13 protein-coding genes are annotated in these 14117 nt (G+C 61.7%); 4 read left to right on the forward strand and 9 right to left on the reverse strand.

The genetic code is table 11. From position 1 onward, the window contains the following. Positions 1–139 precede the first annotated feature (139 nt). A complete protein-coding gene (locus FVE66_RS12425; RefSeq protein ID WP_151447776.1) occupies positions 140–1996 on the reverse strand; it encodes a phosphoenolpyruvate carboxykinase (GTP) in 1857 nt (618 codons plus the stop codon). Between the two features lie 370 nt (positions 1997–2366). Between FVE66_RS12425 and FVE66_RS12430 the strand changes: the two genes are divergently transcribed. Beyond that, the gene (locus FVE66_RS12430; protein WP_151447777.1) at positions 2367–3341 is read left to right on the forward strand and encodes a D-2-hydroxyacid dehydrogenase family protein; all 975 of its coding nucleotides are present in this window, start codon (positions 2367–2369) and stop codon (positions 3339–3341) included. A 30-nt stretch (positions 3342–3371) separates the two neighbouring features. Here the strand turns inward: FVE66_RS12430 and FVE66_RS12435 are convergent, their stop codons facing one another. Beyond that, positions 3372–4133, reverse strand: a complete 762-nt coding sequence (locus FVE66_RS12435; protein WP_241673197.1) for an L-asparaginase — start codon at positions 4131–4133, stop codon at positions 3372–3374. Between the two features lie 306 nt (positions 4134–4439). Between FVE66_RS12435 and FVE66_RS12440 the strand changes: the two genes are divergently transcribed. Next, complete coding sequence (locus FVE66_RS12440) at positions 4440–4925, forward strand: asparaginase (protein WP_151447778.1); 486 nt, start codon at positions 4440–4442, stop codon at positions 4923–4925. 22 nt (positions 4926–4947) lie between these two features. On the opposite strand, the gene FVE66_RS12445 is transcribed toward FVE66_RS12440, so the two are convergent. Continuing rightward, positions 4948–6027: an AbrB family transcriptional regulator gene (locus FVE66_RS12445; protein WP_151447779.1), complete on the reverse strand. Its 1080-nt coding sequence runs from the start codon at positions 6025–6027 to the stop codon at positions 4948–4950. Positions 6028–6209: 182 nt separating this feature from the next. On the opposite strand from FVE66_RS12445, the gene FVE66_RS12450 reads away from it, so the two are divergent. Beyond that, positions 6210–7172: a CAP domain-containing protein gene (locus FVE66_RS12450; protein WP_151447780.1), complete on the forward strand. Its 963-nt coding sequence runs from the start codon at positions 6210–6212 to the stop codon at positions 7170–7172. A gap of 55 nt (positions 7173–7227) precedes the next feature. Here FVE66_RS12450 and FVE66_RS12455 read toward each other — a convergent pair whose 3' ends face one another. The 3 genes from FVE66_RS12455 to FVE66_RS12465 all read right to left on the reverse strand — a co-directional run bounded on the left by FVE66_RS12455 (position 7228) and on the right by FVE66_RS12465 (position 10824). After that, positions 7228–7869, reverse strand: coding sequence for a phosphatase PAP2 family protein (locus tag FVE66_RS12455; RefSeq protein ID WP_151447781.1), 642 nt, complete (start codon positions 7867–7869; stop codon positions 7228–7230). Positions 7870–8078: 209 nt separating this feature from the next. Further along, positions 8079–10268 carry a putative bifunctional diguanylate cyclase/phosphodiesterase gene (locus FVE66_RS12460; RefSeq protein WP_151447782.1) on the reverse strand — a complete coding sequence of 730 codons (2190 nt, stop codon included), beginning with the start codon at positions 10266–10268 and terminating at the stop codon, positions 8079–8081. A gap of 361 nt (positions 10269–10629) precedes the next feature. After that, positions 10630–10824 carry a hypothetical protein gene (locus tag FVE66_RS12465; protein WP_151447783.1) on the reverse strand — a complete coding sequence of 65 codons (195 nt, stop codon included), beginning with the start codon at positions 10822–10824 and terminating at the stop codon, positions 10630–10632. 419 nt (positions 10825–11243) lie between these two features. On the opposite strand from FVE66_RS12465, the gene FVE66_RS12470 reads away from it, so the two are divergent. After that, positions 11244–11534 carry a hypothetical protein gene (locus FVE66_RS12470; protein WP_151447784.1) on the forward strand — a complete coding sequence of 97 codons (291 nt, stop codon included), beginning with the start codon at positions 11244–11246 and terminating at the stop codon, positions 11532–11534. Positions 11535–11613: 79 nt separating this feature from the next. Here FVE66_RS12470 and FVE66_RS12475 read toward each other — a convergent pair whose 3' ends face one another. The 3 genes from FVE66_RS12475 to FVE66_RS12485 all read right to left on the reverse strand — a co-directional run bounded on the left by FVE66_RS12475 (position 11614) and on the right by FVE66_RS12485 (position 14117). Further along, a complete protein-coding gene (locus FVE66_RS12475; RefSeq protein ID WP_206668768.1) occupies positions 11614–12315 on the reverse strand; it encodes an ABC transporter ATP-binding protein in 702 nt (233 codons plus the stop codon). Between the two features lie 108 nt (positions 12316–12423). Then, positions 12424–13188, reverse strand: coding sequence for an ABC transporter ATP-binding protein (locus FVE66_RS12480; protein ID WP_151448147.1), 765 nt, complete (start codon positions 13186–13188; stop codon positions 12424–12426). Beyond that, the gene (locus FVE66_RS12485) at positions 13185–14117 is read right to left on the reverse strand and encodes a branched-chain amino acid ABC transporter permease (protein WP_151447786.1); all 933 of its coding nucleotides are present in this window, start codon (positions 14115–14117) and stop codon (positions 13185–13187) included. Before FVE66_RS12485 ends, FVE66_RS12480 begins: the two co-directional genes overlap by 4 nt.

Here is a 14117-nt window from a genome sequence, read left to right on the forward strand (position 1 = left end):
AGGCATGCAAACGTCTTCCGTGATTGATTGGCGGCGATGGGTGATCATGGCCGGGTGCTGGGCGCAGCGCGTCCCTGCGCGCCGGACGGGCAAAAAAAACGCGGCCCGAAGGCCGCGTTTTCAAGAAGACAAAGCGGGATCAGGCTGCGATCTGTTTCTCCAGTTGCTGGCGAGTCGCTTCCAGCTCGGTCGGCAGCTTGTGGTGCAGCTTTTCGAACAGCTCGGTGTGCAGCTTCACTTCTGCTTTCCACTCCTGCTTGTCGATCGTCGTGATCCGGTCGTATGCCTGCTGGCTGAACTGCAGGCCGTCCCAAGTCAGGTCCTTGTACTGTGGCGTGATGCCAAATGGATTATTGGCGCCGTCCGCGTGTCCTTCAACGCGCTCCACGATCCACTTCAGCACGCGCATGTTGTCGCCGAAGCCCGGCCAGATGAATTTGCCGTTGTCGTCGGTGCGGAACCAGTTGACGCAATAGAAGCGTGGAAGCGTTGCGCCGCTGGCCTGCAGCTTGGCGCCCAGGTCTACCCAATGCTGGAAATATTCGCTCATGTTGTAGCCGGCGAACGGCAGCATGGCGAACGGATCGCGCCGCACCACGCCCTGCGCACCGGTGGCTGCAGCGGTGGTTTCGGAACCCATGGTCGCAGCCATGTAGACGCCTTCCACCCAGTTGCGGGCTTCGGTCACCAGCGGCACGGTGGTCGAGCGGCGGCCGCCGACGATGAAGGCCGAGATCGGCACGCCGTCCGCATCGTCCCAGGACGGATCGAGCACGGGGTTCTGGGTGGCGGCAACCGTGAAGCGAGAATTCGGATGGGCAGCCTTGCGCCCGGTTTCCTTCGCGATCTGCGGCGTCCAGTCCTTGCCCTGCCAGTCGATCAGGTGCGCCGGGGGTTGCTCGGTCATGCCTTCCCACCAGATGTCGCCATCGTCGGTCAGCGCAACGTTGGTGAACACCGCGTTCTCCCGCATGGAGGCCATGCAGTTGATGTTGGTATGTTCATTTGTGCCCGGAGCGACACCGAAATAGCCAGCTTCCGGATTGATCGCATACAGGCGGCCGTCTTTGCCCGGCTTGATCCAGGCAATGTCCTCGCCGACGGTCGTGACTTTCCAGCCCTTGAATGTCGCGGGCGGAACCAGCATCGCGAAGTTGGTCTTGCCGCAGGCGGAAGGGAAGGCTGCAGCGACGTAGTGCTTCTTGCCTTCAGGCGATTCGACGCCGAGGATCAGCATGTGCTCGGCCAGCCAGCCCTGGTCGCGGCCCATGTTGGACGCGATGCGCAGTGCGAAGCATTTCTTGCCGAGCAGCGCATTGCCGCCATAGCCGGAACCGAAGGACCAGATCTCGCGGGACTCCGGGAAGTGGACGATGTACTTGTCCGGGTTGCAAGGCCACGGCACGTCCTTCTGTCCGGCCGCCAGCGGTGCACCGACGGTATGCACGCAGGGCACGAAATAGCCGTCTGCGCCGAGCACGTCGTGCACGGCACGGCCCATGCGGGTCATCACGCGCATGCTGATGGCGACATAGGGGGAGTCGGTCAGTTCCACGCCGATGTGCGCGATCGGCGAGCCGAGCGGACCCATCGAGAACGGGATCACGTACATGGTGCGGCCGCGCATCGAGCCGTCGAACAGCTTGTTCAGCGTGCCGCGCATTTCGGCGGGTGCTACCCAGTTGTTGGTGGGGCCGGCGTCTTCCTGCTTTTCCGAGCACATGAAGGTACGGTCTTCCACCCGGGCGACGTCGCTCGGATCGGACAATGCGAGATAGCTGTTCGGCCGCTTGGCGGGATTGAGCCGCTTCATGGTACCGGCGTCGACCAGTTCCTGGCACAGCCGGTCGTACTCTTCCTGGGAGCCGTCGCACCAAACCACATTATCCGGCTTGGTGAGCGTCGCGATTTCCGCAACCCAGCTCACCAGCTTCTGGTTCTTGACGTAGGACGGGGCGTTGATGGTTGCAACACCACCGGACATGGGTTGATTCATAAAGCTTCTCCTGTACCTTTAAGATAAATTTGGTGCCGCTCATGCGCGTCCAGATGCGTGCATCGCTTGGGTAGCGCGTGCAACAGGCCGGCGACGGTGATGGGTTATCTGCGGTGCCGGCACCTGGCATGTTGCCGGTGCTCTGATGATGAAGAGTCGGGCGATTCTACACCCCGCCAATCCGGGGCCTCAATGCCGGAGGTCAAAAACTGTAGTAAAAAGTAGCTGATAAAAATAGTATGGCTTGCTGCAGTGCAGCGAAAGTTTGCGTGAACTACGCATGAATTACGCAGATTTCCTTGCATGCATTGCTTCGTCCCCCACCGATTCACCTGCTGGTTCGCCGCATTCACCCTCACCTTTTTTGCTCATGAAAATCGCCATACTCGACGACTACCAGGATGTCGTCCGCCATCTCGACTGCATGCGCCTGCTGGACGGCCATGAAGTCAAGGTATTCACCAGTAGCGCCCGTGGTGCCGGCCACCTTGCGATTCGCCTGGCCGAATTCGACGCGCTGGTGCTGATCCGCGAACGCACCAGCTTTCCCAGGGCGGTCCTCGACAAGCTGCCGAAACTGAAGGTGATTTCACAGACGGGCAAGGCGGGCGCACACATCGATGTCGCAGCCGCAACCGAACGCGGGATCCGGATACTGGAAGGGACAGGCGATCCGACCGCACCGGCTGAACTCACCTGGGCACTGGTAATGGCAGCGTCGCGCCGCGTGCCGCAATATGCGGCCAACCTGCGCCACGGATTGTGGCAACAGGTCTCGGACCAGCCGCAATTCAATACGCTCGGCGTCGCCCTGAAGAACCGTACGCTGGGCGTCTGGGGATATGGCAAGATCGGTCGGATGGTGGCGGGCTACGGCCGCGCGTTCGGCATGAAAGTGCTGGTCTGGGGCCGCGAGCAAAGTCTTGAACAGGCCGCGCGCGATGGTTTCGAGACCGTGCCCGACAAGAATGGATTGTTCGAGCAGTCCGACGTGCTGAGCGTGCATTTGCGGCTGACACCCGAAACCCGGGGCATCGTCACCGCCACCGACCTCGCCCGCATGAAACCGACCGCATTGTTCGTCAATACCAGCCGCGCCGAGCTGGTCGAACCCGATGCACTGCTGCAGGCGTTGCGGGCGCGGCGTCCGGGGTATGCGGCGGTCGACGTGTACGAGAGCGAACCGCTCGCGCCCGACTCGCCCCTGCTGAAGATGGACAACGTGGTCGCGACGCCGCACCTGGGCTATGTCGAAAAGGACGGCTACGAAATTTACTTTGGCTCCGCCTTCCGCAACCTGGTCGATTTTTTCAATGGCACACCGAAGAATGTCCTGAACCCATAAGGCGCCGCCGTCCGCAAGGCAGGCCGGGAGTCAGTGGTCGGCGTCGGTCGAAAGGTCAAATGAACGAGTGGTCCGCACCACGACGACATCGCGTCGCCCGCCCTGCGCCCATAAGCCGGCCCAGCCGGGCGGCCATGGCAGTGCCGGCCCCTTGTATGCCGGCACGCCGTGCCGCACCGCTATGATGGGCAGCGATGCGGGAATGGGGCCGTCGCGATGGTCCCATCCGAGCGAGTAGGCGTAATCCGGCAGCAGCGCATCGCACACGGTTTCGAACCATGCTGAATGATCTTCGTCGCGTCCGAGCGCATGGGCCAGGCCATGCGGATCGAACCGGGCCAGTGCCGACGCCAGTTCCTGCGGCGAAGCGCCGGGCTGGTCGCCCCAGCCCATGATCGGATTCAGGTTGTACTCGGCGCCGGAGCCGTACCAGCCTTCGCGCCATGCACGTTGCATCCAGTTGCGGGGGCCGGTGAAAAGATGCCAGCGCCAGTGCAGGCCGGATGGCTTGGGCCAGCTGTACAGATAGAGCCGCTGGTATCCGGCCCGGTGCAGTTCGCGCACCATTGCCATCAGCCTGGCATGCGGCATGCGGTCGGGCCGCGCACGACGGAAAAGAATGGGTTCGCCGTCGGCGTGCTGTACCTGGTCGGAGGACAGGTTCAGGTCCAGGGTCCGGCCCTCGTTTCCGAAGCGCGCAGAAATCCACCCGGTCATCAGGTTAACCGACGTGATCACACCATAGCCGCGATAGCGGTGGTAGATGACAGTACCGGGTGCGACAGGCTTCATCAGGCGATTCCATTGACAGAGACTTTAGTGTAGCGAACATTGCGTGCATTGCGGCCAAGCTCCCGTCAAAAATCCGGAGCGTCGCAATTGGCAAAATGCGGCAATTGCATTGGAGTACGCGCTCCCGCATTAATTCCCCTGTTTTTTCCCTGTTTTTTCTCCCGTCTTTTTCGCCTTGCGAAATAGCTCACGGGCCTGCGCTCTTTCCGATTCACATGCGCACCGAGTCTGCAAGCGCCTACAATTGCGTTCACCGGTTTCTTTTTTTCGCTTTGTTTTTTGCTTGTTTAATCCTTGTTGATCGCGATGACCCTGCTCGTTCTGGCCGCTGGCGGCACCTTTGACAAACGCTATGATGAAATCAGCGGAGCGCTGGGCTTCGGCGATAGCCACCTGCCGCAGATCTTGCAGCGCTGCCGCATCACCGTGCCGGTGCGGCTGGAGGCGCTCAGGCTGATGGATTCGCTCGACATGGGCGATGAAGACCGCCAGTGCATCGCACAGGCCTGCGCGCGCGCAGCAGAGGATGCGGTGGTGATTGTCCACGGAACCGACACCATGCAGCTGACTGCGCAGGTTCTGGCCGGGCAGCCGATGAACAAGACCGTGGTCCTGACCGGTGCCATGATTCCCTATGATGTCGAGGGCTCGGACGCCCTGTTCAATCTCGGCTATGCGGTGGCCGCCGCCGGGCACCTTCCGCATGGCGTGTATGTCGCCATGAACGGACAGGCATTCGCCTGGAATGAAGTCGTCAAGAACCGGGCTGCCGGTCGATTCGAACGGCGCTAGCAGCGGCTCCCACCACTATTTCTCAGCTTGTCCTGTCCACGGCGCCGGCTGCGGCGCCGCTCGGGCGCCGCGATTCCAGCAGACGATAGAGCGGCCCGACCGTCAGCACCAGGATGCACAAGCGCATCACATGAAATGCCGTCACTACCGGCACGCCCAGTTGCAGCGTCTTGGCCGTCAGGCTCATTTCCGCGATGCCGCCGGGCGCGGTAGCGAGGATGGCCGTCGCAGCCGGAATCGGGCCGGCCCATGAAACCAACATTCCGAATCCTGCCGCAACCAGGATCGCGACCAGGCTGCAAAGGGTCACGCTGAGCAGGAAACGCGGTGCGGTGCGGATGAACGCAGGGCTGAACCGGGTGCCAAGCGCAATCCCGATGAACAGTTGTCCGAGCGAGATCATCCACGACGGCATGGCCGAGAGGTTGATGCCGCAACCAGTCAACAACATCGTCACCAGTAACGGACCGATGAACCATACATTGGGCCAGCGAAAACGGGCCAGCAACAGCGCGCCGGCGCAGGTGAGCAGCACCAGCGCGAGCAGGCCGGGCGCATCCACCAAACTCACGCCCGCCACATAGGGATCGCTGCCGTGTACCCCGGCAAACTTGAACGCGAAGGGTATGGTGGCGACCACCAGCAGGATGCGCAGGCTATGGGCCGCCGCCACCTTTTCCCCCGCTGCGCCTTCGCGCTCGCCCTGTAGCGCCATCTCCGACGCCCCGCCTATAGCCATGGAAAAAAACGCCGTGGGGCGATCGATGTCGCACATGCGTTGCAGCAGGACCGCGGACAAGAGCGTCAGGATCATCGCGAACAAGGCACCGGCAGCGATGTAGCCGGCGCAGGACGCCACCACCAGCAATACCGCTGGCGTGAAATACAGGCCGAGCGCGGTGCCGATCGCCCATTGTCCCGCGCATTGCGCAGGGTATGGACATGACAACTCCCAGCCGGCCATCCGGGCTGCGGCGGTGGCGAACAGCGGACCGATCATCCACGGCAGTGGCGTGTTGAGGCTGGTGCAGAGGAACGCAGCAGCCAGGCCTAGCGACAGCGAGAAAAGGAAGCCGCGCAAGGGGCCGTAAGAAAAATGCATGGCGCGAATTTTACGCGAACGGACGTGCGCCGAGCGCTGTGTATGACGAATTGCAGGTTTCCCGCAGTTGTCGTTTGTGCTACGTCGGTTCGGCTGGTCACCGGACAAATACGCTGAACGAAAGGATGCCCACCGGATCCAAACGGGGTGAATTCACACCAATCGACAGCGCAAGGAAGCTCATGACCAGGAAGCCCGTTCCGCCCTTTGCGGGCATCATTCTTTCGTTGCTGGCTGCGGCGGTGCTTGCAGCGTGCGGCGGTGGCAACGGTGAGTCGGGCGCCCCGGTCGCCTCTGCCCCGTCCAGCACGCCGCTGAATCTGGACTTCGAGCCGAACGCGCCGACAGCGGTCAACAATACGGCAACGGACGGTTTCAACTGGTTCAACTACCGTCGCCAGCAGGTCGGTCTCGGCGCCCTGGCGCGCAGTGTTCCGCTTGACCGTGCGGCGCAGGCGCACTCGGACTACCAGAAGCTCAACAACGTCATCTCCCACGAAGAAACGCCTGGTGCCCCGGGCTATACCGGCGCCGAGCTGGGAGAGCGGATTGCCGCTGCCGGCTACACGTTTACCTCCGGGCGTTACGCCTATGGAGAAGTGATTTCTGCGACCGGCAGCGTGTCAGGCTTTGCCGCGGCGGAGGACCTGATCACGGCCATCTATCACCGTTTCGTGATCTTCGAGCCGACTTTTTTTCAGGCCGGATCGGGATCGGCCACCGTTCAGGGTGGCTACACGTACTTCACCACCAACTTCACGGCGGACGGCCTGGGCAACGGACTGGGTCCCGCCGGATTCGTCACCTATCCCCGCCCGTCCCAGCAAAACACGCCGACCAACTTCCTGAGCGACCGCGAAATACCCGATCCGGTGCCGGACCGCAACGAGGTCGGCTTTCCGATCAGCATCCACGCTGACATTACTTCCACAGTGAAGGTGAGCAGCTTCACCGTGCGCCCCCAGTCCGGCGGGATACTGGCGGCAAAACTGCTCAGCAGGGATACCGATGTCGAAACGCCATCCTCGGCGGCGGCCTTGGTGCCGCTGGATCCGCTGACGCCGAAGACCGTGTACGAGGTGCAGTTCAGCGGCACCATCAACGACACCCCGGTGACGCGGAACTGGAGCTTCACGACCCGATAAGGAGCCTGTCGCAAGTGGCTGCGCAGATTTACGCCAGGTGACGGCCCCCGGGTTCTCAGTGCTCGCTGCTTGTTCCGGGCGCTCGTGCCAGTTCGCCATTGGGCTTGCGCACGTAGGGACGGTCATGGCCTGACAGGTAGAGGGCAACGGTCGTCACCCATTGATGGGTAGGCGCCGGCTGGGCATGCGTGCTGGGCACCAGGCCCAGCATGGTCAGGCCTACCACCCAGCGTTGCAGGTGCAGTCCTGGCTGTCCTTCCGATTGGCGAATGAAGGCAATTGCCACCAGCGTGCCCAGCCCGATTCCGGTGACGACTTCGGAAGCGGAGTGGACGTGCAGCACCAGCCTCGACAGCCCGATCATCAGCGCTGCGGCGAAGCCGAGCAGCACGCCGCAAACGCGTACCGATGGTCGAGCATGTTGCAGCAGCAGGTAGGCAATCACCGGCAACACGGCGCATGCCCGCATGGCGTGCCCGCTGATCCCGGTGAAATCCAGGCCCGGAATGCCGATGCCCCAGCCGATGAATGCAATCTTGGTTGCAAGCACCATCGTCAGCGCACCGCCAAACAGCAAGCACCACGACAGGGCCATGCGCCATGCGCCGGCCGAGATCAGCCAAATAACGATCGCCGCCGCAGCCGGCATCGTGATGATGCTGTCGCCGATAAAGGTAATGGATTGCCAGGAAATCATGAGGGAAAATTTTGGCTTGGTGCAAGGGACGCTGCACTTCAGCGCTTGCCACTATTACAGCCTACTTCCCCTGGCGCCTGGTTGAGATTTTGCAAAGCGGCCGGGACGCTTTGCCTCGGGTTTGCGCCAGCGGGCGTTGTTGACAACCTTGTCTGAAAACATATTGCCGGCCAATATGTTTTCCAGCCTGCCGCCAGCTCCCGGCGGCCTCAGCCCACCGCCGGCTGCAATGCAGGAGCGGCGATTACCATTGCTTCAAATGCATCGGGCGGGACCGCTGGCGAGAACAGATAGCCCTGCCCGAAGTCACAGCCAGCCGCCGCCAGCAGGGCGCGCTGTTGCTCGGTCTCGATCCCTTCGGCAACCACCTGCATGCCAAGCTTGTGGGCCATCACGATGATTGCTTCGGAAATGGCGCGGTGGCCGGCATTGCTTGCCATGTCCGTCACGAAGGATTTGTCGATCTTCAGGTAATCGGCATGGTATCGGTTCAGATACGCCATCGACGAATATCCGGTGCCGAAGTCGTCAATCGCCACTTGCACGCCTGCGCTCTTGAGTTCCAGCAGCCGCGATTTGACACCGCTGGCTTCGTCAAGCAAAACCCCTTCGGTGATTTCTATCGACAGGCAGCCAGGATCGAGCGACTGTGCCGAGAGGAAGTCGATCCAGTCGGCAGTCCTGGTCTGCTGATTCAGTTCCAGCGGCGACTTGTTGACGCCGATCTGGAACGGGAAGCCGAGCAGCGTGCTCCAGCGCTTGGCCCACCGTACGGCCTCGAAGAACACCCAGTCGCCAATCTTGCCAATCAGGCCGGCCTCCTCCGCCGCCGGAATGAATTCGGCCGGACTGACATAGCCGCGTTGGGGATGGCGCCAGCGCAACAGCGACTCGGCCTTGCGTACTTCGCCGGTCGCCAGGTCGATGATGGGCTGGAAGTACAGCTCGAATTGTCCGGTCGCCAGTGCGTTGCGCAGATCGGCCGCCAGTCGCAGCTTGGTCAGAGCCTGATCCTGCATGCGGCTCTGGAAATAGCGGAATCCTGCGCGTCCTTCATTCTTGACCACGTACATCGCCTGGTCTGCCTTTTGCAGAAGCGCCTCGCCGTCGCGGGCGTCGTCGGGACACATGGCAATGCCGATACTTGCCGACAGGAACAGGGTTTCCGATTCCAGCTCGAAAGGCTGGGCCAGCGTTGCCAGTATGGCCTGCGCCACCCGGTCCAGCACCTTCGGGTCCGCGACCTCGGACAGGATGACGGTGAACTCGTCGCCGCCGACCCTGGCAACCGTGTCGGTCTCGCGCACCGACGCCGCGATGCGGTGGGCTACCGCGGTGAGCAGTTGGTCTCCATGCCGATGGCCAAGGGCATCGTTGATGTCCTTGAAGTGGTCGAGGTCGATCATGAAGAGCGCCACCATGGCTCCAGAGCGTGCTGACTTCCTGATTTCCAGCGCCAGGCGGTCGGCGAAGAGTTGCCGGTTGGGCAGCCCGGTCAGCGTGTCGTAATTCGCCTGCTGCCAGATCAGTTCGCGTGACTGTTTTTTCTCGGTGATGTCGGAAAACATCGCCATGTACTGCGCATCTCCGGCGGGGTCGCGAATTTGCCGGACGGTGAGCCACTCTGCGTATTCATGGCCGTCAGCGCGCCGGTTCCATATCTCGCCCTGCCAGATGCCGCGGCTCTGGATGCTGCCCCACATCTGCTTGTAGAAGCTGGCGTCCTGTCTTCCGGAACTCAGCAAGCGCGGATTCTTGCCCAGCACTTCGCTTGCCTTGTAGCCAGTGAGGCGGGTGAATGCGGGGTTGATCGCAAGGATGTTGTTGTCGGCATCGCTGATCATCATCGCTTCGGCGCTGTTCTCATACACCAGCCGCGACAACTGCAGTCGTTGTTCCTGTTCGATTTCCCCAGTAATGTCGGTGTGCGTGATGACCGTCTTGCCGATTCCGCCGCCGGCGACGCGCGCATCGAGCCGGATCCAGCATTCGCGCTGGGCGCACAGGTAGCGGTACTGCGCGGAGAAGTTGTCCTGTTGTCCGTCGAGTACCCTCCTGATTCCATCCCGTATCGCCCTGGCTTCGTACAGCCCGTCACGCGCTGCGTCGTCGCAGAGGTCCAGATAGTTGAGGTCCAGGGCGACTCGGTGCAGCAACGATTGCTGGTCATGCGGGCTGCGCAACCAGGCGTTGTTGAGAAGAATGATCTTCCCGGCACTGTCGAGGATGCACAAGCGGATGTCCAAGGCGTCCAGAGCCAGGCGCAATACCCGATTAGCCTCCTGCAAGACATGTTCTCCGCTGCTGGCTCCGGCGGGAGCCGAGGGCAGGTTGGCGACGAAGGGTTCTGATGCCGGCACTGCCAGCATTCGGCGCACAGCCTTGAGCCAGGCGGTCATGGCGAACCCGCCGCCGGGCGCCGACTGGTGTGCGGCCGATGTCGAAATGCTGTCGCTGCGTTGCTCGTGACTTGCGCACCGGCGACTGAGGAGTTAGACGAGAAATTCATTTGAAACGGGAGCCTCTTGGTCGATGACTGGCCTTGTGCCAAGAGAAGCGAAGGTTCATATTGCAGAGTGGCAACATTCTCCTTCCTTACAGCCCTCGCCATCTTTGATCTGAATCAACTAATTCCGGAGTGCCGCAGTCTTTCCGCGGGCAGTAGCGGATTGCAGGAAGGCAAAAAAAAAGCCCGCCGGTGGGCGGGCTCTGCAACTTCAGCAAGGGTTTCCGGCGGGTCGGCCAGTCCCCTCGATCTGATTACAGGCGTGCTGCAAGCGAGCGGATCTGCTCCATCTGGGTGGTGGAGACCGGCCCCTGTTCACCGACAATGTGTGCCATTTCCAGCGACTGGGACAGCAGGGCCCACAGAGAGGAACCGGCGGATTTTGCCGGACGTGAAGCCACGGTACGTGAACTGGCGAAGCCGGGAGTGCGTAGAGCGGTAGCGGTCATGATGTTTCCCTGAAAAGTTGAAAGATGGTGAATATCTGTTGTAGTGAATATAGGGAATGTGACCGCAGACTGCCAATTTAGTCTGGCAATACCAGTTATAAGCCAGGAGAAGATACGTGCCTGCCAGTAACGCCAGCGGGCATATCGCCGTCGCGCTGTAAGTGGAACCCACACTATCGGCTGCTCGCTTCGTGAACCAAACTGTAATTTCCTGAAAGGGAATGGAAGTGACCAGCTTCAAGCCCGCCTGCAAGCGGGCTTTTTTTTGGCAAGAGCCAGTTCACGTCGCCAACTAAGGCCACTCGCTGTGTTGTCGGAATCGCGAACTATTGCTCCAAGTCAAACCTGACGCTCCTAAGACTTTTCCTACACGGCAAGCACCTTTACTATCCTCTCAACCAACCACCCTGGAGCGCGTAATGATGAAGGTAGAAAGCCTGCTGGTCAGTTTAGATACAAACACAAGTGGCTTGCAGGATGTCGTACAGATGGAAGAACTGCTGCGGGGTACAGACGACCTGACCCGCTCGGTAATTGAAGCCGGACTGAGGCTGCTGCGTACCGAAGGACTGGAGCCGGCAGCCGATTTTGTCTCTGCCAACATGAGCGCGATGCGCATGGAGAGCCGGGCCCGGTTGAATGCAAGAATTGGTTCGACCGTATTGAGCACGGTGGACCAGGGCGGTGAAGAGTTGGCGCTGGCCGACTGATCGCTTGATCGTGCGTTGCGCAAAAGCCCGGCCTGAGCGGCCGGGCTTTTTTTTCGGCGATCGATCCGGTAATCCAGCCTTACATCCCGAGATACGCGGCACGCACCGCCTCGCTGGAGAGCAGTTCTTCTCCAGTTCCGCTGAGCGTGACCGTTCCGGTTTCCAGCACGTAGCCGCGATCGGCAATCGCCAATGCGGCAAAGGCGTTCTGTTCAACCAGCAGGATAGTGATGCCCTGTTCCTTCAGAGCGGCGATGACGTTGAAGACTTCCTTTACCAGCAAGGGCGCAAGCCCCATCGATGGTTCGTCGAGCAGCAGCAGTTTCGGCCGTCCCATCAGCGCCCGGCCGATGGATAACATCTGCTGCTGGCCGCCCGAGAGTGTGCCCGCCGGCAGCTGGCGCTTCTCTTTCAGCACCGGGAACATCGCATACACTTTTTCCAGATCGCCTGCGACCTGTTGCCTGGGTTGCGTATAGGCGCCGAGCCGAAGGTTGTCCTCGATCGACAGTGGGCCGAACACTTGCCGCCCTTCCGGGCTTTGGCAGATGCCAAGCCGCACCCGCTGATCCGGCCGTAGTCGGCTGATGTCCTGGCCGTCAAATTCAATCCGCCCTGCGGTCGCCGGCTGCGCTCCCGACAGGGTGCGCAGGAGTGTCGTCTTGCCGGCGCCATTGGCGCCGACCAAGGCGACGATCTCGCCGCGCCTGACATCGAGATCGACGCCCTTTAGCGCCGTAATGCGGCCGTAGGCGCTGGCCAGGCCCTGTACCCGAAGCAGGACATCCTTCTTGTCCGACAAGATTCCCGAGGGGGTGTTCAGTCCTTTGTTGATGATGAGCTCGCTTGCTTTCATGTGTTTCTAGTCCCTGATCCCTTATCCCTGGCTTCAGGCCTGGACGCCGAGATAGGCGGCAATCACGCCCGGGTGGTGGCGCACTTCCTCGCGCGTACCTTCGGTGAGCTTGCTTCCGTAATCCATGACCAGGATACGGTCCGACAGGTTCATCACCATCTTCATGTCGTGCTCGACCAGCACGACCGTCACGCCGGAATCGGCGATCTTTCGCACCAGCGCATCGACTTCGAGGGTTTCCTTGGGATTCAGGCCGGCAGCCGGTTCATCCAGGAACAGCAGGCGCGGTTTGAGCGCCAAGGCGCGCGCGATTTCCAGCCGTTTCAGGGCGCCATAGGGCATCGAGTCGGCACGCGCAGTGATGAAGGCGTCCAGGTGGACGAAGCGCATCAGCTGCTCCGCCTCGTGCCTCAGCTCGCGGTCGCGGCGGGCCAGCGCCGGCAAGCGCAGCGCCGCCGTCAACGGATTGCGGTCCAGCCGCAGGTGGGCGCCGACCATCACGTTCTCGATGGCGTCCATGTTCATGCAGATCTGCAGGTTCTGGAAGGTGCGGGCAACGCCAAGGGCTGCCAGTTCATTGGGTTGCTTGCCGCCGACCGGCGCCCCATCCAGGCGGATCTCGCCGGAGGTCGGCGTGTAGACGCCGGTGATCAGGTTGAACAGCGTGGTCTTGCCGGCGCCGTTGGGGCCGATCACGGAATAGACGATGCCGGCGTCGATGTCGAACGAGACATCCTTCACTGCCTCGACGCCGCCGAAGCGCTTGTGCAACGAGGATACGCTGAGCAGTGCCATCAGTTTTTCCTCCCGAAACGGGCGGCCAGGGTAGGCACCAGGCCGCGTGGCAGGAAAATCATGCACAGGATGAGGATGGCGCCGAACACGATGGTCTCCCAGCCCTCGAAAGTGGCCAGCGCCTGTGGCAGCGCGGTCAGCAGCAAGGCGCCGATCAGGGACCCGTACACCGAGGCCATGCCGCCTACCACGACCATGGTCACCAGTTCGATCGAGTGGCCGAAGTCGGCCAGGTTGGGCGAGACGAAACCGACATAGTGGGCGGTCACGCTCCCCATCAGGCTGGCAAACGCGGCCGACATGACAAAAATCACCACCTTGTAGCGGTTGACGTTGACGCCGGCCACCTGCGAGGCGACTTCCGATCCATGCAAGGCACGCATGGCGCGGCCGAAGGGCGAGTCGATCAGGTTGAGCGAGGCCCACACGCTGAACACCAGGATGGCGGCGACAATCCAGTACCAGTGACGGTCTCCGGCGATCTCCAGTCCAAACAGCGCAAAGGCTGGCACCGGCATGCCGTCGGGGCCGCCGGTGAACTTCGCTTCGTTGCGCAGCACCATGTTGATCAGCATGCCCAAGCCAAGTGTCGCCATTGCCAGGTAATGGCCCTTGAGGCGGAAGATCGGCCGGGCGACCACGGCCGCCAGCAGCGCCGCCATCAGCACCCCGGCCAGCATGGCGGGAAGCGGATGCCAGCCGAAATGGGTCGGCAGGATCGCGCTGGCAAAAGCGCCGATGCCGATGAAGCCGGCGTGTCCCATGCTGATCTGGCCGGCAAAACCGATCAGCAGGTTGAGGCCGAGCACGATTACCGCATTGATGCCGATACGGATCGCCAGGTCGAGATAGAAGCTGTTGGGCAGCACGAAGGGCAGCACCGCAATGATCGCGATGAGCAGCAACAGGCCGGAGTAGCGCTTGATGTTCAT

This window comes from Lacisediminimonas profundi (genome assembly GCF_008831265.1).
GTDB classification, from domain to species: domain Bacteria; phylum Pseudomonadota; class Gammaproteobacteria; order Burkholderiales; family Burkholderiaceae_D; genus Lacisediminimonas; species Lacisediminimonas profundi.

Coding starts and splice junctions, on each gene's coding strand:
- FVE66_RS12445 (WP_151447779.1), bottom strand. CDS start 6,027: ATGCATTTTTCTTACGGCCCCTTGCGCGGCTTCCTTTTCTCGCTGTCG.
- FVE66_RS12435 (WP_241673197.1), bottom strand. CDS start 4,133: ATGAAGCCTGTCGCACCCGGTACTGTCATCTACCACCGCTATCGCGGC.
- FVE66_RS12470 (WP_151447784.1), top strand. CDS start 11,244: ATGATGAAGGTAGAAAGCCTGCTGGTCAGTTTAGATACAAACACAAGT.
- FVE66_RS12455 (WP_151447781.1), bottom strand. CDS start 7,869: ATGATTTCCTGGCAATCCATTACCTTTATCGGCGACAGCATCATCACG.
- FVE66_RS12460 (WP_151447782.1), bottom strand. CDS start 10,268: ATGACCGCCTGGCTCAAGGCTGTGCGCCGAATGCTGGCAGTGCCGGCA.
- FVE66_RS12430 (WP_151447777.1), top strand. CDS start 2,367: ATGAAAATCGCCATACTCGACGACTACCAGGATGTCGTCCGCCATCTC.
- FVE66_RS12440 (WP_151447778.1), top strand. CDS start 4,440: ATGACCCTGCTCGTTCTGGCCGCTGGCGGCACCTTTGACAAACGCTAT.
- FVE66_RS12450 (WP_151447780.1), top strand. CDS start 6,210: ATGACCAGGAAGCCCGTTCCGCCCTTTGCGGGCATCATTCTTTCGTTG.
- FVE66_RS12425 (WP_151447776.1), bottom strand. CDS start 1,996: ATGAATCAACCCATGTCCGGTGGTGTTGCAACCATCAACGCCCCGTCC.
- FVE66_RS12485 (WP_151447786.1), bottom strand. CDS start 14,117: ATGAACATCAAGCGCTACTCCGGCCTGTTGCTGCTCATCGCGATCATT.
- FVE66_RS12465 (WP_151447783.1), bottom strand. CDS start 10,824: ATGACCGCTACCGCTCTACGCACTCCCGGCTTCGCCAGTTCACGTACC.